Origin of the sequence: Flavobacterium sp. WC2409 (assembly GCF_041200085.1) — a bacterium.
In the GTDB taxonomy this organism is placed as follows: Bacteria; Bacteroidota; Bacteroidia; order Flavobacteriales; family Flavobacteriaceae; genus Flavobacterium.
In genome coordinates this window covers 2,847,044-2,869,794 of sequence record NZ_CP165625.1, presented here as the reverse complement: position 1 = coordinate 2,869,794, position 22,751 = coordinate 2,847,044, and the positions used below count along the sequence as shown (strand labels likewise).

Below are 22,751 nucleotides of genomic sequence, written 5' to 3'. Positions count from 1 at the left end.
AGCGTTAGTGTAAAAACAGATATAGGTTTCATAATTACTTATATTGGATTCATGAATTTAGTTATTTTTGAATTTGAAATTATTGGGTTAGCTCCTTCTTTTTCAGCAACAAGAGCTCCTAAAGCACAAGCAAAGTCAATCGCTTTTTGAGGGTCGTTTTGGGTTAGTAATTCACTAATTAAACCGGCCAAAAATGAATCTCCAGCTCCAACAGTGTCCGCTACCTTTATTTCATATCCACTATTGTAATAAAACGTATCGTCATAATATAAAATGGCTCCATGGCACCCTAATGTTACACATATGCGACTTGTATTTGTTGTTTCAGCTATATAAAGGATATTTTGCTTTAAAGAATGGTAAGGTGAATTTAGAAACTTACTTATTTCGTACAACTCTTCATCATTAAACTTGATAAAATCAGACTGCATCATCAAATTAATAAGTACTTTTTTCTTGTAAAATGGGGCGCGTAGATTGACATCAAATACTTTGTATTTAGCGTATCCTATTAATTCAACTAAGGTCTCAAAAGAGGTAGAATCTCTGCAAACTAGGCTGCCATAAATAAATGCATCTGCTTTTTTTACTGTATTTTCTATTTCTGGATTGCATTCAATTTTATCCCAAGCCACAGGATAATTAATAGTGTAAGATGCCGATCCTTTGTCGTTTAATTCTACTATTACTTCACCCGTTTTATAAAGAGGATCAACCTGAATCAAATTTGTTTTTACTTTGTTTTTCTTTATGAAAGACAGGAGTTCTTTTCCAATTTCATCATTACCAATACGACTTACTATTTGAGTATTTATGCCCAGGGATGCAAGACGTAAAGCCACGTTTAGTGGTGCTCCACCAATTTTCTTGTGCGTTGGAAAAACATCATAAAGCACTTCTCCAAAACATACTACATTAGGTTTTTGTAAATTATTTTCCATTGCTAAGCATTTTATGTTCTAAATCTTCTAGTGACAAACCTTTTGTTTCAGGCATCATAAATAAGACAAATATTAACTGTAATACCATCATAAACGCAAAGAAAGCGAAAATTGGCCAAGGATTTTCTTTGAATAAATCGATTACTACTGGACCAGCCAAAGTGATTAAGGCAGCAAAAATCCAATGGATCCCTGTTCCAAATGACTGTCCATTTGCCCTAACGTTATTTGGAAATATTTCAGAAATAAACACCCAAATTACTGCTCCCTGACCAATGGCGTGAGAAGCAATGAATACGAGAATTGATACCATTAAAACAATTGGTCCTAGATTATTAAGAAAGGCCAAGGCCACCATTCCCAAACTTAAAATGTAACCAATAGATCCTATTAACATTAATTGTTTTCTTCCTAGAACATCAATTAACCGCATCCCTGCAAGGGTGAAAATCAGGTTTGTAAATCCAATTAAAATAGAATTCATTAAAGATTCTTTAGATCCTAATCCCGCCATTTCTAATATTTCTGGGGCATAATATAGGATGAAATTGATTCCAGATAATTGATTGAAGAAAGCCAGCAAAAAAGCTAGGATTACAGGTAGTTTATATTTGTAAGAGAAAATAGTTTCTTTAAAAGCTGAGTCTTCAACAAGGTCCTTTTTTATTTCGTTAAAATTGGCTAAAGCATCTTCTTTGTTATAAATCATTTCCAGTACGTTCATGGCAGTTGTATCATCCCTTTTTTTCAAGATCAACCAGCGGGGACTATCGGGTATTTGTGTGACAATTAAACTATAAACAAGTGCAGGTAAAGCTACTATTCCTATCATCCATCTCCAATCATTAACTCCTCCAAATCCTTCAAATAAATAATTGGAAAAAAAGGCGATTAAGATTCCAAAGACGATATTGAATTGAAACAGGGTACCTAATTTACCTCTGTTTTCAGGAGTAGATATTTCTGATATATAAATGGGTGCCGCAACAGACGAAGCTCCTACGCCAATACCACCTATAAATCTAAAAAACGAGAATATATATGGATTAGGTGCTAATGCCGAACCTATAGCCGATACCAAAAATAATATTCCAATCCAAAATAATGTTTTTTTTCGTCCCCATTTATCACATGGTATTCCTCCTAGTAATGAACCTAATACTGTTCCCCATAATGCCATTGACATTATGAAAATTCCGTGAAACAGGGGAGTAGTATGCCACAATTCTTTGATTGGCAAGTTGGCTCCGGAGATGACGACAGTGTCAAATCCAAATAAAAATCCCGCTACCGCTACGGTGAGAGACCAGTTTCTAACTTTATTCATTTATTGGTTTTTTGGTTGTTTATTTATTGTTTTTTGGTTTGTTTTTTATTCCAAATGTCTTTTATATAGTGGATTGTGAAATCTTTTATATCTTGATTTTCACTCGATATTAGGATCATTTTTGTGTACGGTTTATTTGGAAAAATTTGTTCAGTAAAGCTATAAATCCCTCCGTTTAGAAAGATTTCAATTGATGACCAATCCATGATGATTTGATAATCAATAGTTTTCGAAATAACATTAGGAATTACTGTTTTGTGAATTTGTTTCCCAAAGCTTTCTTCAAAAGCGACAATTCCGGAATGGCGCCTGTCTATAGAAAATGTTTTCTGCTTGGCATTGTACTCTACTCTTAAAGAATCGTGTGCTTCATTTGAGAAAATAAACTTTAAATCTTTATTTTCTCCTGTGAATTTAATTTCAGATTGATTTAAATTTCCATAATTAACAACTGCTTTTTCGTTTGCTTTCAAAGCAATTAGTTTATTCGAATAGTCCTGTTTTAATTGTTTTTGTAGTTGTTCAACAGGTTTGCTTTTTAATACATAATTATTGCTTATTTTTTCAAGTGAAAGTTCTCTCGGTAATGTCATAGCGCTTCTCCAATTTTTAGTTGGCGTATATCTTGCATAATTCCAGTTACTCATCCAACCAATAAAAATACGCTTGCCATCAGGGGTGTTGTTGTAGGTGACACCAGCATAATTGTCTGTACCGTAATCTAGCCATTTGATGTCTTTTTGATCGCTTATGAAATTTTCACCGTCATAGTCACCAATGAAATATTGAGTACCTGAACCACCATTCGGTGCGCCAGGGTTGATGCTTATAAGCAACACCCATTTTTCTTCCTTTGAATCGGCTACTTTTAGTTTGAAAATATCGGGGCATTCCCAAACACCTCCATGTGCTCCTATGTTTTTTCCAAATTCACTTTCAAACTCCCAATTAATTAAGTTTTTGGAGGTGTAAAATTGAGCGTGATCACCTGCTACTAAAACTAAATTCCAAAGATTTGTCTCTGGATTCCAAAAAGCCTTCGGATCTCTAAAATCTTTTTGGTTGGTGTTTTTTATGATTGGATTTCCATTGTACTTCAGCCAAGTATTACCTTGGTCCAAGCTGTAAGCTAATCCTTGTGTTTGAAAATCTTTTCTACCTGATTTCTCACCTTCCATATTATGATAAGTGAAAATCGCAACCATGGGAGGGTTTTCAAGAGTTCCTAATCCTGAATTATTTTTTAAATCGGCAACGGCACTTCCTGAGAATATAAGTCCAAGTTTGTCAGGGAATAGTGCTATTTTTTTATGTTCCCAATGAATTAAGTCAGTACTAGTAGCGTGCCCCCAATGCATCGGTCCCCAAACGATGTCATCTGGATAATACTGATAAAATAGATGATAGATGCCTTTATAATAAACTAATCCATTTGGATCATTCATCCATTTTATTTCTGGAGTAAAATGAAATTGTGGTCGGAAAGGCTCTTTGTACCGTTTTGTTGAGTCAACTACTATTTTTTCATTAGAATTAACAGTTATTGCTGTTTTTTCTAATTTTTTAGCGCAAGAATAGAATGATAATACTACCGAAATTATGCTTAAAAATAATATTTTTTGTAATTTTATATTCATTTAATTATGGGTTGTGTTTTTTTATCATAAAATTAACATTCATTTTGAATAAATCACATTTGAAAAAATCGATAACGTTTTCGAAATTCCGAAAACGTTATCGGTTCGGCTTTTTAAGAAATAAAAGGATGCTTAAGTATTTAATTATGTAAGTTTGAAATATTAAAAAATAGAAATATTATGATTGTATACAGGAAGATTTTTTTATTAGTGCTTTTAGTGGGCTCAGTTGTTTTTGGACAAACAAAATCAGATGAATGGCATTTGTACGCTAATTCAAGAGCTAATTATTATGGTGTGGCTATGGCCAATGGTCAAATTGGAATCGTCACTGATGATACTCCGTTGAAAACAAAAGAAATTATTTTAAATGGCGTTTATGAAGGCAGTCCTGAAAATGGAATAAGTAGAATTGTGAGAGGAATTGAATTTTTAAACCTTCATTTGTCGATTAATAATCAAGAAATTAAATCAGATAATATTGATAATTGGAGTCAGGTGGTTTCAATGAAAGAGGGAATGAGTACTACTTCATTTACTTTTAAAGATTTGGTTGCTGTAGATTATACTATTTTGGCCAATAGGGCAATTCCGTACTCAGCTATGGCTATTGTAGAAATCACCCCTAAAAAAGATATAGAAATTGTAGCTAATAATTATATGGTTGTTCCTGATGAATTGAAAGAAGCCAAAAGTCAATTTCGTGTTTTAAAAGACAATCAATATATGATGCCAGTTTTTGGAACTACGGCAAAAACTTTATTTGGGAAATATATTGTTTCGGCATCTACTACATTTTTGTTTGATGGACAAAATGAGACTTTAAAGCAAACAGGAAATGAAGTTGGTTTTTCGAAAAAACTTTTGAAAGGCAAAAAATATAGATTTGCGATTGCTGGTGGAATTTGTACTTCCAAAGATTTTACGGATCCTTTAAATGAATCCGAAAGACAACCCATATATGCACTTCAAGAAGGAATTGATAAATTATTAGATAAACATAAAAAAGCTTGGGCTGAATTATGGAAAACGGGAGACATACAAATTGAAGGAGATCTAGAATCACAACAAAGAGTGCGTTTTGCATTGTATAACTTATATTCATTTATCCGTCCAGAAACAAGACAAAGTGTTGCGCCAATGGGATTGTCTTCTCAAGGATATAATGGACACATTTTTTGGGATTCTGAGCTTTGGATGTATCCAACACTTTTGGCTTTACAACCTGATATGGCTAAATCATGTTTAGATTACCGTTCAGATCGTTTACAAAAAGCAAAACAAAAAGCAACTGTTTATGGGTATAAAGGAGCAATGTTCCCATGGGAATCTGATGATACAGGTGAGGAAGCAACTCCAACTTGGGCATTGACAGGTATTTTTGAACAACATATTACAGCTGATGTTTCTATAGCATTTTGGAATTACTACACCTATACACAGGATAAATCTTGGTTAAAAAAAGAATGGAATGTTTTGAAAGAGACTGCTGATTTTTGGGTGAGCAGAGTGGTAAAAAATCAAGATGGTAGTTATTCTATATTAAATGTTGTGGGTGCAGATGAATATGCGCAACATATAGATGACAATGCTTTTACTAATGCATCGGCTATTGAATCTTTAAAGAATACAATTAAAGCGGCTACAATTCTAGGAGAACCAATTGATCCTAGATGGATTGAAGTTTCGGATCATTTGGTTATTCATTCAAAAAACGGGATTACTCAAAATTATAAAGGATATGACGGACAAATAATTAAACAAGCCGATGTGAATTTATTAGCGTACCCTTTACATGTAATTACAGATAAAAAACAAATTGAAAAGGATTTGGAGTATTATGCTGCTAAAATAGACCCTAAAGACGGACCAGCCATGGCTTCCGGAGTTTTATCTGTTTTGTATGCCCGTTTGGGAGATAGGGAAAAAGCGTATAGTTACTTTGTAAAATCATATATGCCAAACAGTCGCCCTCCTTTTGGGGTATTTTCTGAATCAGCTAATAGTAATAACCCTTATTTTGCAACAGGGGCAGGAGCGATGCTTCAAGCTGTAATTTATGGTTTTGGTGGAGTAGAACAAACTGATGAAGGCTTGAAGTACAACAAAGGACTTTTGCCAAAACAATGGAAATCTTTAAAAATAATAGGCCTTGGTGTAGATAATAAGACCATAAAAATAGAATAGTTCCTTATTATTTATTTAACATTTTTTTACCACAAATGCATCTATCCAATGAAATGAGGATAGATGCATTTGTTTTTTAAATTTCCCTGTATATTCTCTGCTTTAATAGGTATGTTGTTGGTTTTAGGTTTTTTAGGATAAATAGTACGAAACGCATAGGTAATAAGTTTAAATCTGTTTTGAATAAAAATCAAAAAAAATGGCAAAAGAATAACTAATCTGCAACGTTTTCTAGTTTAGGCCGTTTTTTTTAACAAAAATGCAATCATTTTACCTCTAAAAACTTAAAAAATCATGACAATTAATAATTATTCTTATTTTTTTTATGTTTTATATAATTTTATTATTAAATTTTTGAAGGATTAATTTTAAAATCGAAAACGTTTTCGGCTTAACGAAAACGTTATAGTTTAAAGGTTTCTTAAAATTTTCATAAATTTTGTCTAAGTTTGGTTTTGAATTTAAACAAAACCATTTAAACAATTTATTAACCAACTTATTTATTACGTATGAAAAATAGTCTAATCAAAGGCTTGATGGTGTTTCTAACGGTACTATGTACAAGTTTGACGTATTCGCAAGATGTGTCTGGTACAGTATCTGACGCTAGCGGTCCACTTCCAGGGGCTTCAATATTAGTTAAAGGAACAACAATTGGAGCACAAACAGATCTCGATGGAAAGTTTACTATCAGAAATGTTGGAGCAAATGCAGTTTTAGTTTTTAGTTACATTGGTCTTAAAGCTCAAGAAGTAAATGTAGCAGGAAAAACTTCAGTTAAGGTTATCTTAAAAGAAGACTCAGCTGAATTACAAGAAGTGATTGTTGTAGGTTACGGTACAGTTAAAAAGAAAGATGCAACTGGTGCAGTTGACCAGATTGGTGCAAAAGATTTTGACAATGTAGCTTCTCCTTCACCAGCACAATTATTAAGAGGTAAAGTAGCGGGTGTACAAGTGACACAATCAAGTGGGGAGCCAGGAGGTGGAGTTGCAATTAGAGTTCGTGGTAATACTTCTATTCGTTCAGGTAATGGACCACTTATCGTTATTGATGGTGTGCCGTTAGATGGAGGAAGCGTTTCTGGAGGTGGAGATAATTTATTAGGAGCTTCTTCTGCAAGAAATCCTTTGAACTTCGTAAACCAAAATGATATTGAAAGCATTAGTGTATTAAAAGATGCTTCTTCTACAGCTATCTACGGTTCTCGTGGAGCTAATGGAGTAATTGTTATTACAACTAAAAAAGGAAAATCTAAAGAACCACAATTAGCATACAGTAGCTCTGTGACATTTAGTAAAATGGCAGGGAATTTTGATGTGATGACTCCAGAGCAATTCGTTGCTGCAGGGGGTGATGATAAAGGATCTAGAAGTTACAATTGGAAAGATGCTGTTTTACGTAATGGTTTTTCTATGAATCACGATTTATCTTTTACAAAATCAACTGAGAATTCGAATACAAGAATCTCTTTGGGTGCATCTAATACTGATGGTATTGTAAAAAATACAGGTTTAGATAAATATTCGGCTACTGTTTACAACTCAAATGACTTCTTTGGTGGAGCTTTGAAAGTAGAAGAAAGAATTATGTATGCTTCATTAAAAGATGAAACGACTATCTTGTCTAACGATGCTGGATATATTGGAAACATCATTGGTACTGCTTTGTACTGGAATCCAACTTTGCCAATCTATAATACAGATGGTACTTATAATGTAGTTAGTAATACATATTTGAATCCAGTTCAATTATTGAATTCTTATAAAGATTTTACAAACACTAATAAATTTTTAGGAAGTATCAATACAACTTGGAAAATCAACAGTAAATTGAAATACCAATTCTTATTTGGTATCGAAAGTTCAACTTCTAGTAGAAAAAGTCAATTGTTACCTACAATGGATATTCAGAATGTGGCACAAGCTTCAGTTCCTGGATCTACAGATGTTAAACATGGTCAAGCGTCAATTAATGCTATTAATAAGTTTAATAAAACTTTTGAGCACACATTGAATTATAATAATGATTTTAGTGATAATTTTAATTTAGATGCTTTAGTTGGTTATTCTTACTATGACTATACTTATGATGCAAATTCTGCAATAGGTAAAGGGTATGACATGGCTCAAACTAATTTGATTGACAATATTGAAGGTGGTCTTCAAAATGAGTTTAGAGTTTATTCTGCTAGAAACAGATCGGAATTACAGTCTTATTTCGCAAGAGTTAATGCAACTTTATATAATAAATTAATTCTTACTGGAACTTTACGTTCTGACGGTTCTACAAAATTAGGGGTAAATAATAAATACGATTATTTCCCATCTGTAGGTATCGCTTACAAAGTAGTTGAAAATAAAGACGGGATTGTAAATGATTTTAAAATTAGAGGAAACTTTGGTAAAACAGGTAACCAAGAATTTGCACCTAACTCAGCTATTTCAAGAGGGGCTTATGGTCTAAACGGAAGTTTGAATGTAGATAGTAACGCAAATGCTGATTTGAAATGGGAAACTACTAAGTCGTATGGTGTAGGTGCTGATTTTGAATTATTCAATAACAGATTAACTGGTACAGTTGATTATTTCCAAAAAGACACTAAAGATTTAATCTTCCCTGTTCCTGCTGCAGCAACGCAACCAGGTCCTCCATCTCCACGTTTCAAAAACTTACCAGGAAACTTAATCAATAAAGGTTTTGAGGTTTCTTTAAGCTATAAAGTGATTGACAAAGAAGATTTTAGTTGGGATGTTTCTGGGAATGCTTCATTCTTAAGTAATAAAATGACAAATTTTGCGGGTTTCATTTCTACAGGTGGAATTAACGGTCAAGGTTTATCAGGTGCTTATGCACAAGTTATTACTAATGACAAACCAATCTATTCTTATTACATGTATGAGTGGAGAGGATATGATTCAACTGGAAATTCAATTTACGCTGATGCAGCAGGAAATGATACTGGTTTAGGTACAGCAGCTAAAAAATTATTAGACAAACAACCGTTACCAAAAATCAATGTTGGTTTCAATACAAACTTTACTTACAAGAATTTTGACTTAGGAGCTTCATTCTATGGTGCTTTTGGACATTACATTTACAACAATACTACGAATGCTTATTTCTTTAAAGGAGCTTTCTTAGGTGGTAGAAACGTAACTCAAGAAGCAGCTACATCTGCTCAAGCGCAAGGAGATCCAAATTCACCTTCTACTAAATACTTAGAAAAAGGAGATTTCTTAAGAATGGGTAACTTAACTTTTGGTTATACAGTTAAAGGTGCTATTTTGGATAGATTTAAAATGTCTACTGCAAGATTATATGTAAATGCTTCTAATTTATTTATAATAACAGGGTATTCAGGAACAGATCCTGAGGTAGATACTGATAAATCATTGAATGGTGTTCCTTCAGCTGGAATGGAATATTTATCATATCCAAGAGATAAAAGTGTATCTGTAGGTCTTAACGTAACATTTTAATTAAAAAACGATGAAAAGAATTAATATTATAAAAGGCATCTTATTAACTAGTACGATAGTATTAGGTGTAAGTTGTACTAATCTAGATGAAGAAGTATTAGATGGTGTTGTTATCTCTAATACGGGTGGAGGAACAGTAAACGCTGCTTCACTTTTAACTAGTTCTTATGAGGGTTTAAGAGGCTTTGAGACGCAAGGGCAAATGTTTGCTTTGGACGAAATGTCATCTGATGCATTAGTTGGACCAACACGTGGAGGTGACTGGGATGATAACGCTACTTGGAGACAAATCCACGTGCACACTTGGGCTCCTGATCATAATGAGGTTAAAAATGCTTGGAACGCTTTATTGTCTCAAGTGTACAATTGTAACTTAGTTATTGAAAATGGTTCAGGTTCACAAATTGCTGAAGCTCGTTTCTTAAGAGCTTTTTATTACTACAATGTAATCGATTTGTTTGGACAAGCTCCTTATAGAGAAGCTGGGTCGCCGTTAACTGATGATCCTAAAGTATGGACTAGAACAGAAGCAACGGAATTCGTAATTAGCGAATTAGAAGCTATTGTAGGTTCGTTGCCTGCAAGAACAGCTGGAGATGCAAGTTTAGCAAATGCTGATGCTGCTCACTTTTTATTAGCTAAATTGTACTTGAATAAAGGGGTTTTTGAAGCAGCAGATGCTTCTGGACCATTTACTTTTGCTGCTGCTGATATGACGAAAGTGGTTACAAATGTTGATGCAATAAATAGTTCTTTAGCTACAGATTATTGGGATAACTTTAAACCAACAAACAATACATCACCTGAAATTTTGCTTTCTTCTAAAAATGTTCAAGGTGGTGCAGGTGGAGGAATCCAATACCACTGGAGAATGGGGATGCATTACAACCAAACTCCTGATGGATGGAATGGTTTTGCAATTGTAGCAGAATACTACAATAACTTTAATCCTAATGACAGACGTATTAAAAATTCAGATCCACAAATCATTGCTGATTTTGGTAACAATGTTGGGATGCAAATAGGTCAAATGTATAAACCGGGTGGAACTGTTGCTTTAAAAGACAGAAATGGAAATCCTTTATTTTATACATCTGCAATAACATTGATTACTAGTGGAGCTACACTAGAAACAGCAGGTATTAGAATGGAAAAATACATTCCAGATGCTGCCAATCTTGGTGCACCTAATAATGATTTTGTATTCATGAGATATTCTGATGCTTTAATGATGAAAGCAGAAGCAATAGCTAGAGGTGGTGCTGGTACAAATGATGTAGCTAAATTGGCAACAATCGTTTCTAGATCTGGGCAAATTGGAGTTTTTCCAACTACTCTAGATGGAATATATAAAGAAAGAGGTAAAGAATTGTGGTTAGAAGGATGGAGAAGAAATGATATGATTCGTTTTGGAACATTCCTTGCTGCAAGAGAATTAAAACCTTACGTATCTGATAAAAGATATGCTTTGTTTCCTATTCCAGCAGATGCGTTATTTAACGCAAATTTGAAACAAAACCCTGGTTACTAGGTTTTAGAAAATATTATTATGTTTTGAGTTAGTTATAAAGAGGGCAATCGTATTGCCCTCTTTATTTTTTTAATTTTAACGCTATTCATTGTTTTATTTACTGAATATTATATAAATTAGACCTTTCTTTCCTTTCAAAATGTCTTAACCAAATACTACGTATAATATGTTTAATCGTTCTATTTTCTTTTCAATTTTTATTCTTCTTTTTGTCAATTGTTCCCAAGAAAATTCTGATAATAAAAATGCCCTTTTTTCCAAACTTGAAACTTCACAAACCGGTATTAATTTTATTAATGAGGTGAAAAATGGGGAGGATATGAATATATTCAAATACCGAAATTTCTATAACGGAGGTGGTGTGGCTATTGGTGATATCAATAATGACGGGCTTTCTGATATCTATTTTACTTCAAATCTGGGTGCTAATAAATTATACTTAAATAAAGGAAATTTCAAATTTGAAGATATATCTAAAAAAGCAGGTGTTGAAGGGACTAAATCCTGGTCAACTGGTGTAGTAATGGTCGACCTTAATGGGGATGGATTATTAGATATTTATGTTTGTAATGCAGGAAGTATTAAAGGTGATAATCAAAAAAACGAACTTTTTATTAATAATGGAAATGGTACTTTTACAGATAAAGCTGAACAATATAATTTGGCCGATACCGGAATAACAACCCATGCTGCATTTTTTGACTATGATAAAGATGGAGACCTAGATGTATATATCTTAAATAATAGTTTTATACCTGTAAGTAGTCTTAATTATTCTAATAAAAGAGAATTAAGGGATAAAGACTGGGATGTTGCCGACATTCTAAAAGGTGGTGGAGACAGATTATTACGTAATGATAATGGTAAATTTGTTGATGTAAGTAAGGAATCTGGGATATATGGAAGCCTTATTGGTTTTGGTTTAGGAGTCACAGTAGGTGATGTAAATGGAGATTTGTATCCAGATATTTATATCTCAAATGATTTTTATGAAAGAGATTACTTATACATAAATAATAAAAATGGAACCTTCACTGAGCAAATTCAAGGATGGGCTTCTCACATCAGTCAATCTTCGATGGGTGCTGACATGGCCGATGTTAATAATGATGGTAAGGCGGATATATTTGTAACGGATATGTTGCCTGAAGGAGATGAGCGATTGAAAAACACTACTAGTTTTGAAAATTACGATTTATATCTTCGAAAATTGAATTTGGATTTTTTCAATCAATACATGGAAAATACCCTTCAAATTAATAATGGCAACAATCAATTTTTGGAAATTGCTAATTATGCGGGTGTTTCAAAAACAGATTGGAGTTGGGGCGCTTTGATGTTTGATATGGATAATGACGGATACAAAGATATTTATGTTTGTAATGGTATTTATCATGATTTAACCAATCAAGATTTTGTTGATTTTTTTGCGAATGAATTTATGCAAAAAATGGTTGTTACTGGTAAAAAAGAACAAATTGAAACCATTATAAATAGGATGCCAAGCACACCTATTCCTAATTATGCCTTTAAAAACAATAAAAATTTAACCTTTACAAATGAAGCTCAAAACTGGGGATTAAGTACGCCTAGTTTTTCAAATGGTGCGGCATATGGTGATTTAGACAATGATGGAGATTTAGATTTGATTGTCAATAATGTTAATATGGAGGCTTTTGTTTATAAAAATAATTCAGAGAAAAACAAAAAAAATCATTTTGTAAAAGTGAAGTTGAAAGGCGATAATCTGAATAAATTTGGTGTAGGGAGTGTTGTAGAATTGTTTTCTGGAAATGAAATTATACGACAAGAATTAATTCCTTCAAGAGGGTTTCAATCGTCTATAGATTATGTAATGACTTTTGGTATTGGAACTAAAAAAATTGACTCATTACAAGTAATTTGGCCAAATGGTAAATTTCAAACCATTAATAAAGTGGTCAATAATACGACACTTAATTTGAATGTTGCAGATGCTAAATTAAATTATATTCCTAAAGTTGATAAAACTAAACCTTTATTTACAGAAAAGAAATCAAATTTCATTACACATAAAGAAAATGATTATATCGATTTTGATTACGAAGGTTTAATCTCAAAAGAACTTTCTCAAGAAGGACCTTCACTAGCGGTTGGAGATATTAATGGTGATGGGAATGAGGATCTTTATATTGGTGGCGCTAAAGGAGCCCCAGGGAAAATATATTTGAATAAAGGAAATGATAATTTTGCTATCACAAGCCAAGTTGATTTAGATTCGGATGCTAATTATGAAGATACGGCTGCCAGCTTTTTTGATGCAGATGGCGATGGCGATTTGGATTTATTAGTTGGTTCTGGAGGAAATGAAAAAGCAGATCAGGCGAATTATAAAAACCGTTTGTATTTGAATAATGGAAAAGGGATGTTTACCAAAAGTAAAACGGTTGTTCCTACAACTAACAGTAACGTTTCTGTTATAGCAGCTTATGATTTTGACAATGATGGGGATGTTGATGTTTTTATTGGTAGCCGATCTGTTCCTGGGGTTTATGGAATTAATCCCAAACATTTACTATTAGAAAATGATGGAAAAGGAAATTTCACAAACAGTACTGATAAAGTGGCATTCAAATTGAATGAAGTTGGAATGGTTACAGATGCAGTTTGGGAAGATATTGATAATGACTCCAAAAAAGATTTAATCCTTGTTGGGGATTGGATGGCTCCAAGAATATTTAGAAACACAGGGAGAAGATTGGCTGAATTCAAGTCTAATCTTTCAGAATATTCCGGTTTTTGGAATGCAGTAACCTGTGTTGATTTGAATAATGATGGAAAAAAGGATTTGATTTTAGGAAATAAAGGAACAAACACAAATTACAAGGCTACAAAGGCAAATCCGATGCGTTTATTTGTAAATGATTTTGACAATAATGGAACAATTGAGCAAATTGCAACGCGTTCTATTGACGGAAAGGATTTACCGCTGAACTTAAAACAAGATGTTGCAAAACAAATTCCGATGATTAAAAAGAAGAATTTAAGTTATGCTGATTATGCTAAAAAGACTTTTCAAGAATTATTCGCTAAAGAGGTTGTTGACAATACAATACAAAAAGAGGCTACGATTCAGGAAAGTGTAATTGCTATTAATAAAGGGAATGGACAATTTGAAATAAAATTGCTTCCTAAAGAAGTTCAGTTCTCTTGTGTAAATACAATTTGTACTATGGATGTGAATAAAGATGGTATTTTAGATATTCTTTTGGGTGGAAATCAATATGAATTTAAACCTCAGTTTTCTAGATTGGATTCAAACTATGGAAGCCTACTTCTAGGAAATAAAAACGGAACCTATTCTTGGGTTCCCTATAATAAATCAGGATTCTTCATGAGAGGGGAAGTAAAACATTTAAAATCAATAAAAAATGCAAATAACTCTGTTTCGGTTATTGCAGTTATTAACGACAACTCACCAAAAATATTTAAAAGCAATGAATAATTTTTTTCGAATAGTACTATTTTCCTTTTTGGTGGTAAGTTGTACTAAAAAACAAAACCATTTATTTGAGAAACTAGCTTCAGACAAAAGTAATATTACGTTCAACAACCAGTTAGACCCATCCAAAAATATTTCAATTCTGGACTACCTTTATTATTATAATGGAGGTGGAGTAGCGCTTGGAGATATAAATAATGATGGACTAGTAGATATTTATTTCACTTCAAATCAAGGTAAGAATAAGTTGTATTTAAACAAAGGGGGAAATAAATTTGAAGATATTACCGTAAAAGCGGGAGTTGAGGGTCAAAGTGATTGGAGTTCAGGCACCGTGATGGCTGATGTAAATGGAGATGGTTATCTAGATATTTATGTTTGTGCAGTAGTTGGAATCAATGGATTCGAAGGGCATAATGAATTATTTATCAATAATAAGAACAATACATTTACAGAAAGTGCTGCAGAATATGGATTGGATCTTGATAATTATAGTTCATCAGTAGCTTTTTTTGATTATGATTTAGATGGGGATTTAGATATGTATTTATTAAATCACGCAGTCCATTCGGAAGAGTCTTTTGGAAATTCAGATATTAGAAATAAAAGAAGTTACGAATGTGGAGACAAGTTATTTCGAAATGATAATGGAAAATTTGTTGATGTAAGTGAAAAAGCAGGAATTTTTGGTGGAGCTAATGGGTATGGGCTTGGATTGGCTATTTCAGATTTTAATTTAGATGGTTATCCAGATATTTATGTAGGGAATGATTTTCATGAAGATGACTATTATTACTTGAATAATGGAGATGGAACTTTTACGGAAAGTTTAAAAAGTCATTTTGGACATACTAGTAGATTTTCTATGGGAGTGGACGTAGCCGACATTAATCATGATGGTTTTCCAGATATCTTAACTTTAGATATGCTTCCTGAGGATGAAAAAGTATTAAAATCTTCATTAGGAGATGATAATGTTCAGATGTTGAAAATGCGAACTGAAAAATTGGGGTATCATTATCAATATACTCGAAATATGCTGCAATTGAATAATGCTGGAAATAACTTTACAGAAACGGCATTACTAAATGGTGTTGCAGCTTCAGACTGGAGTTGGAGTGCTCTTTTTGCGGATTATGATCAAGATGGTGAACAAGATATATTTATATGTAACGGAATTCCTAAGCGTCCAAATGATTTGGATTATGTGAAATATTACTCAAATGATCAAATAAAAAATAAAATTACATCTACAAAATTACTAGATAAAGAAGCGTTGAAAAAAATGCCGAAAGGAAATGTGACCAATTTTGTTTTTCAAGGATCTAAAGATTTGCAGTTCAAAAATAAATCAAAGCAATGGATTGAAAATGATTCTATAATTTCAAATGGTAGTGGATATGCTGATATTGATAATGATGGAGATCTTGATGTGATCACAAATAATTTAAATAGCATTGCATCAGTTTATATTAATCGAACGGATACTGCCTCAAATTATTTAAAATTGAAATTGGAGTTTGAAGGGAAAAACACCTTTGGAATAGGAGCAAAAGTAATTTCATATGTAAAAGGCAAAAAACAATTTAAAGAATTGCAAACTACAAGAGGTTTTCAATCTTCGTCTGAACCAATGATCCATTTTGGATATGGGAAAACAACCATCGTAGATTCTTTAGTTGTGATTTGGCCAGACAAAACATATCAAACATTAAAAAATGTAAAAGTAAATCAAACGCTTATTGTAAAGGCAGCTAAAAACAGAAAAGTATTTGATTACCAAAAGTTGCATCCTATGGTTTCGCCAGTTTTTAGAAAGAACGAAACTAATTTGGGGATTAATTTTGTTCACCAAGAAAATGATTATATTGATTTCTTAGCACAAAAGATGATACCATACCAACGTTCTGATCGTGGTCCAGCAACAGCTATTGGCGATTTGAATGGAGATGGTAAAGAAGATATATTCTTTGGAGGTTCTAAAGATAAAAAAGCGAGTATTTACATTCAAAACTCAAATGGGTTTTCAAAAAAATCATTTGCTGAAATTGAAAAAGATTCTATTTATGAAGATGCATCTGCGGTTATAGGTGATTTTAATAATGACAAACTAAATGATTTATTTGTTGTCTCTGGAGGTGGTGAAAACGCCTCTAATTTGCAAGATCGTTTGTATCTTTCTATGAATAAGCAACTGGCCAAAACTACATTGACGGAATTAGCTCAAAATGCTTCAGTTGTCAGAATGTTTGATTATGATAATGATGGGGACCTGGATCTTTTTATAGGGAATAGTTCAATAAACAATCGTTTTGGAAGTATGCCAGATTGTTTTTTACTAAATAATAATAAAGGGGTATTTACTAAAGTAGAAAATAATACTTTTTCTAAAGTTGGGATGGTTACAGACGCTGTCTTTACTGATTTCAATAAAGACGGTAAAGTGGACATTATAGTTATAGGAGAGTGGATGAAACCAACATTTTTTGCGAATAAAAATGGAAAATTTACGGATGTAACTGCAACCGTTTTTCCAGAAAAAAGTAATGGTTTATGGCAAGCTATTATTCCGTTTGATATTGATAATGACGGAGATTTAGACTATATGGTTGGGAATTGGGGATTAAATTCCAAGTTTAAAGCTTCTGATGAATTTCCAATGAAAATGTATTATGATGATTTTGATGCTAATGGCTCTTTTGAAACAATTGTAGCCATTGAAAAAAATGGAAGATACTACACTACATTAGGTCTTGATGAGCTTGCCGAACAATTCAGTGGGATGATAAAAAAGAAATTCAAATCGTATAAATCATTTGCAGGAAAAACGGTAGAAGAGGTTTTTAGTCCGCAAATGCTTTCTAAAGCTAAATTGTTTGAGGTTGATAATTTGAAATCAGGTTATTTGAAAAATCAAAATGGTAAATTCATCTTTGTACCTTTTTCAAATGATTTACAAGTGGCACCAATTAATTGCTTTGTAAAATCAAATTTTGATTCTGCTAAAAAAGAATCTGTATTTGCAGCTGGAAATTATTTTGGGGTAGCTCCTTATCATAGTAGATTTGATGGATTTTCTGGTGCTTTAATTAAGAACCAAAAGGAAATAATATTAGGGAGTAAAATAGGTATTGATTTGTCACAGAAGGCAGTTAGACATTTAGATATTATAAAATTTAATGGTAAAAAGTACCTATTAGTAACTGTTAATAATAATAAAGCTGAGGTATTCGAAATACCAATGGCTCAATAATTCATTCTAAAATAAATATTAAAAAACAGATTAAAATGAAAACTAAATTTTTTATAATCGCTTCGTTAAGTCTCCTTTTTGTTTCTTGTAAAAAAGAAAAATCGATTATAGTAACTCCAGATGAATATAGTGCTGCTGTTGAAAATGTGACCCAAATTATGGTTCATGATATTTTTTCGCCACCAGTTGCTAGTAGGATTTTTGTATATCCAAATATTGCAGCATACGAGATAATTGCTCAAAACAGTAAGACCTACGGAAGTCTTCAAAATCAATTGAAAGGCCTAGATTCTATTCCAAAATTGGATCCTAAAAGCGGAGTGAATATAGAAGTTGCAGCTTTAGTTGCCCATATGGATGTTAGTAAACAATTGGTTTTTTCTGAAGAATTAGTGGAAAAATTCAGAGATAGTTTGTACCAAAAATGGAGTAAAGAAAATGAAAAGGAATTTGAAGTTTCTAAAGAATACGGGCTAAAAGTGGCTGCTCGTATAAAAAAATGGATGGATAAGGATAATTACAAGGAAACGCGTACAATGTCTAAGTTTTCTGTACTTCCTAATGTTGCTGGTAGATGGCAGCCTACACCTCCAGCATATATGGACGCAATTGAGCCTCATTGGGCTGAGATTAGAACTCTGGTTTTAGATTCAGCTTCACAATTTAAACCCATTCCAGCTCTTCCTTTTTCATTAGATAAAAACTCTCCTTTTTTCAAAGAAGTACAAGAAGTTTATGATATCAGTTTGAAGATGAAAAAAATGGGAGATACGTGCAACGAGGTAAAAATGGCTCAATTTTGGGACTGTAACCCGTATGTATCAGTGAGTCAAGGGCACATGATGTTTGCTAAAAAGAAAATTACTCCAGGTGCACACTGGATGGGGATTACAAAAATTGCATGTAAAACATCGAAAGCTAATTTTGAGAAAACGGTATTCGCTTATACAGAAACCTCAATCGGGATGTTTGAAGCTTTTATAAGTTGTTGGGATGAAAAATTCAGAAGTAATGTAATACGTCCAGAAACTGTAATTAATCAAAAAATTGATGAAAACTGGAAACCCGCTTTACAAACTCCTCCATTTCCTGAATATACAAGTGGGCATTCAGTTGTTTCTACAGTGTCTTCAAATATCTTGACTTCTATTTTCGGTGATAATTTCTCTTTTGTAGATGATTCAGAATTACAATTTGGTTTGCCAAATAGGACATTTAAATCGTTTAATGAAGCATCAAAAGAAGCGGCTATGAGTCGTTTTTATGGAGGGATTCATTATAGAGCAGCAATTGAAAACGGGATAGTTCAAGGAAAGGAAATAGCCGATTTTATAGTTGATAAATTAAAAATGAAGAAGTAAAATGAAAACAAAGAAAATAATAATATTAGTTTTTAGTTTTGTTTTCTCTCTTTTCTTAATCTGGTATCTATTTATTAAAGAAAGTGACTATTGTATTTCATTTAAAATTAAAACTGCGACTGGTACTGTTTTTCAAGGAGTTCAAGAGTGGTCAAAGACACGTATGACTACTGATAAAGAAAATTTTGTTCTTGTTGAAAAGAAAAACTTTGGTTTTCTTAAGCAAGAAATGACAAAAGATAGTACTAAAATGGAATATACTTGGGATTTTAATTCCATAAATGATTCTATTACTATGGTGAATGTAGGTATAAAGGAGCAAAAGAATAGCATATACAATAGATTGACAGCGCCCTTTTATAATACTAGCTTTAAAAAAGAACAAATTAAAAAGATTACTGATTTTAGAAATGGTTTAAATAAGCATTTAGAAAATTTTAAAGTTAAAATTGATGGGTTAGGACAATCTGAAGAAACTTTTGTGGCCTATATCAGTTTAAAAAGTGTACTGCAGGAAAAGGCACAAACCATGATAATGAATGATGCTGCTATTACTGGTTTTTTGGAACAAAGTAAAATTAAAATTATAGGAAGGCCCTATTTAGAAATTGAAAATTGGGATCTTGACAAAGAGCAACTTGATTTTAATTATTGCTTCCCTATTGATAAGGATGTAAAAATGATCAATAATGGGATTGTAAAATTTAAAACGATAAAAGCAGTAAAAGGTCTAGAAGCCACTTATTATGGCAATTTCAGAACGTCAGATAGAGCTTGGTTTGCTTTGTTGGATTATGCTAAAGCCCATAATTATAAATTAGTTAATAAACCTCTTGAACACTTCCTTGCTAACCCTTTCAACGGAGGGGATGAACTATCTTGGGAAACTAAAATTGTTATCCCATTTGAGTAAAACTACAAAGTTATAATTTAAGTTTATTTTAAGAATTCGAAAACGTTTTCGGTACTTCCGAAAACGTTTTTATTTTTATAATGCAATAAATTGTCGATTTAAAAATTAATTTTAAATAAAATATCTAAAAAATTTACGAAATAATTAATTTATAAAGAAGTGCAATGAAATTAAAGCTTAGTTTTTGGCAGATAATTAATATGAATGTTGGGTTTTTCGGAATTCAATATAGTTTTGGATTACAACAAAGCGCCGTTAATCCCATTTATGATTTTTTGGGCGCAAGTCCTGATCAATTACCATTGCTTAATCTTGCTGGTCCACTAACAGGGTTGTTGATTCAGCCAATTATAGGTGCAATGAGTGACAAAACATGGTCTCCAAAATTAGGAGGAAGAAGAAAGCCATACTTTTTTATTGGAGCTTTGATATGTAGTATCGCTTTATTTATGTTTCCTTTTAGTAGTTCGTTATGGATGGCCGCAGGGTTACTTTGGATATTAGATGTAGGTAATAATACAGCTATGGAACCTTATAGAGCTTTCATTGCTGATACACTAGATACTGATCAACAGCCTACAGGATTTCAAGCTCAAAGTTTTTTTACAGGTTTTGGGCAAACTTTGGCAAACGTTTCACTATTTATTTTCCCATTAATTTTTATTGGAACAACAGGGAAACTACCCACTTGGGTATTTGCTTCCTTTTTTCTTGGTGCAGTTTGTTCGATTGGATCCGTTTGGTGGAGTTCACATACTACTAAAGAAATTCCGCCTACTGAAGAAGAATTAAAAAAAATTAAAGAGGAACCCTTACATGTTTTTACTCCATTTGTGGATATATTTTCAGCAATAAAAGACATGCCAAAAGTAATGTGGCAATTGGCTTTGGTGTATTTGTTTCAATGGTATGCCTTATTTTGTTATTGGCAAAATTCATCAAAAAGTATTGCTCTTTCTGTTTGGCATACTACTCCTCAAAAAGACATGAAATTATATGGAGAGGCTGTTAGTTGGACTGGCTTAGTAAATGGATGGTATAATGTCGTTACTTTTTTATGCGCTTTTGGATTGGTCTATTTTGCAAAGAAATATTCGCCAAAAATGGTGCATTTTTCATGTTTAGTATTAGCAGCAATAGGATTTTTAATATTTCCGCATATTGAAAATAAATATTTATTATTCCCGGCTATAACTGGTTTTGGAATCGGTTGGGCAAGTATGATGGGAATCCCTTATTTAATGGTGGTGAACAATATTCCTAAAGAACGTTATGGGGTTTATATGGGAATCATTAACATGATGATTGTTATTCCTATGTTTATCCAAACGATTACTTTCGGGTATATTTTAAAACATTTTTTAAACAATGATCCTAGATTAGCGATCACATTTGCAGGAGTACTATTGGTTATTAGTGCGATATGTACCTTATTTATTAAAACAAAAAAAGTGGAATTAAGTGAATGATTTAAATTACAAAAAGGCAATGGAATTGTTGCATAAAGCTTCGTCATCTGAGGGGTTTTTAGCGAGTGCTCAGGATATTTCTAATTACAAAAGAGTTTGGGCTCGTGATGGAGTAATTTGTGGATTGGCCGCTTTAGCATCTGGGGATAATGATTTGATAGAAACCTTTCGTAAAACATTAGACACATTGGCTGAAAATCAACATTATAACGGAACAATCCCTTCAAATGTAATGACAAATGGAGCCGATGTAGAAGTTAGTTATGGTGGATTAGCAGGAAGAGTGGATGCAGTTACTTGGTTTGTTATTGGAATTTGTCAATATGCTTTTTATAAAAAGGATCCTTCTTTCGTAATAAAATACGAACAAAACATTCAAAAATGCTTGCAACTTCTTGAGGCTTGGGAGTTTAATAATAAAGGGCTGTTGTATGTCCCGCTTTCTGGAAATTGGGCTGATGAATATATAACGGATGGCTATGTTTTATATGATCAATTGCTCCGAATTTGGGCATTAAGAAGTTACAATCATTTTGCAAAGAAGGAGTCAATTACAGAAAAAATAGAAGAAATAACGGAACAGATTGAAATTAATTTTACTCCAAATTCAGTTGGAGAGAAATACCATGAAAGAGCATACAACGAAATAAATATTAACAAATTTATGCCTTGCTCTTTTTCACCAGCGGGTTACAAAACCCAGTTTGATGCTTTTGCTAACTCATTGGCGCTATACTTAAATATTGGATCAGAAAATTTTCAGCATTCTATTTTAGAGTATTCAATTGAACTGAAAAAGGAAAGACCTCTACAATTGTTGCCCGCCTTTTGGCCTCCAATAGAGGAAAGTGATATTGATTGGAATCTTTTGAAGAACAATTGCAAATATGAATTTAGAAATTATCCAAATGAATTTCATAATGGAGGTAGTTGGTCTATGGTCAATGGGTTTTATGGATTAGCATTACAATCTAAAAACAAAAGTAGCGAAGCATTAGAAATATTAGAGGCTATAAATGCAGTGAACAAAGTGGAGGATTATAGTTTTTATGAAAATTTCAATAGTGAAACTCAAAAGCCAAACGGAGTTCCATTTTGTGCATGGAGTGGCGCCGCAACAGTAATGTTGCATCAAAGTATAAATACAAATTTTAAATTTTTAGTTTAAA

12 protein-coding genes are annotated in these 22,751 nt (G+C 32.6%); 9 read left to right on the top strand and 3 right to left on the bottom strand.

The annotated features are described in order from the left end of the window. Nucleotides 1–38: 38 nt before the first annotated feature. From AB3G34_RS12365 to AB3G34_RS12355, 3 genes are read right to left on the bottom strand one after another with little or no spacing between them, the layout of a single operon-like run. Nucleotides 39–941, bottom strand: a complete 903-nt coding sequence (locus AB3G34_RS12365) for a carbohydrate kinase (RefSeq protein WP_367772184.1) — start codon at nucleotides 939–941, stop codon at nucleotides 39–41. Further along, the gene (locus AB3G34_RS12360; RefSeq protein ID WP_367772183.1) at nucleotides 931–2,268 is read right to left on the bottom strand and encodes a sugar porter family MFS transporter; all 1,338 of its coding nucleotides are present in this window, start codon (nucleotides 2,266–2,268) and stop codon (nucleotides 931–933) included. The genes AB3G34_RS12365 and AB3G34_RS12360 overlap by 11 nt, the downstream gene beginning before the upstream one ends. Before the next feature lie 23 nt (nucleotides 2,269–2,291). Then, nucleotides 2,292–3,905 carry a glycoside hydrolase family 32 protein gene (locus AB3G34_RS12355; protein WP_369752605.1) on the bottom strand — a complete coding sequence of 538 codons (1,614 nt, stop codon included), beginning with the start codon at nucleotides 3,903–3,905 and terminating at the stop codon, nucleotides 2,292–2,294. 180 nt (nucleotides 3,906–4,085) lie between these two features. On the opposite strand from AB3G34_RS12355, the gene AB3G34_RS12350 reads away from it, so the two are divergent. The 9 genes from AB3G34_RS12350 to AB3G34_RS12310 all read left to right on the top strand — a co-directional run bounded on the left by AB3G34_RS12350 (nucleotide 4,086) and on the right by AB3G34_RS12310 (nucleotide 22,750). Continuing rightward, nucleotides 4,086–6,092, top strand: a complete 2,007-nt coding sequence (locus AB3G34_RS12350; protein ID WP_369752604.1) for a glycoside hydrolase family 65 protein — start codon at nucleotides 4,086–4,088, stop codon at nucleotides 6,090–6,092. Between the two features lie 509 nt (nucleotides 6,093–6,601). Then, on the top strand, nucleotides 6,602–9,574 hold the full coding sequence (locus AB3G34_RS12345) for a SusC/RagA family TonB-linked outer membrane protein (RefSeq protein ID WP_367772178.1): 2,973 nt from the start codon (nucleotides 6,602–6,604) through the stop codon (nucleotides 9,572–9,574). A gap of 10 nt (nucleotides 9,575–9,584) precedes the next feature. Continuing rightward, nucleotides 9,585–11,105: a RagB/SusD family nutrient uptake outer membrane protein gene (locus AB3G34_RS12340; protein ID WP_369752603.1), complete on the top strand. Its 1,521-nt coding sequence runs from the start codon at nucleotides 9,585–9,587 to the stop codon at nucleotides 11,103–11,105. A 166-nt stretch (nucleotides 11,106–11,271) separates the two neighbouring features. Continuing rightward, nucleotides 11,272–14,589, top strand: coding sequence for an FG-GAP-like repeat-containing protein (locus AB3G34_RS12335; protein ID WP_369752602.1), 3,318 nt, complete (start codon nucleotides 11,272–11,274; stop codon nucleotides 14,587–14,589). Further along, nucleotides 14,582–17,839 (top strand): VCBS repeat-containing protein, encoded by a 3,258-nt coding sequence (locus tag AB3G34_RS12330; RefSeq protein WP_369752601.1) that lies wholly within the window; start codon nucleotides 14,582–14,584, stop codon nucleotides 17,837–17,839. Before AB3G34_RS12335 ends, AB3G34_RS12330 begins: the two co-directional genes overlap by 8 nt. Before the next feature lie 35 nt (nucleotides 17,840–17,874). Beyond that, nucleotides 17,875–19,200: a vanadium-dependent haloperoxidase gene (locus tag AB3G34_RS12325; RefSeq protein WP_367772171.1), complete on the top strand. Its 1,326-nt coding sequence runs from the start codon at nucleotides 17,875–17,877 to the stop codon at nucleotides 19,198–19,200. A gap of 1 nt (nucleotide 19,201) precedes the next feature. Further along, entirely contained in the window at nucleotides 19,202–20,113 is a 912-nt protein-coding gene (locus tag AB3G34_RS12320; RefSeq protein ID WP_369752600.1) for a hypothetical protein, read from the top strand. Between the two features lie 164 nt (nucleotides 20,114–20,277). Beyond that, the gene (locus tag AB3G34_RS12315) at nucleotides 20,278–21,582 is read left to right on the top strand and encodes an MFS transporter (protein WP_367772167.1); all 1,305 of its coding nucleotides are present in this window, start codon (nucleotides 20,278–20,280) and stop codon (nucleotides 21,580–21,582) included. Further along, nucleotides 21,575–22,750, top strand: coding sequence for a glycoside hydrolase 100 family protein (locus tag AB3G34_RS12310; protein WP_369752599.1), 1,176 nt, complete (start codon nucleotides 21,575–21,577; stop codon nucleotides 22,748–22,750). Before AB3G34_RS12315 ends, AB3G34_RS12310 begins: the two co-directional genes overlap by 8 nt. The last annotated feature ends 1 nt before the right edge of the window (nucleotide 22,751 follow it).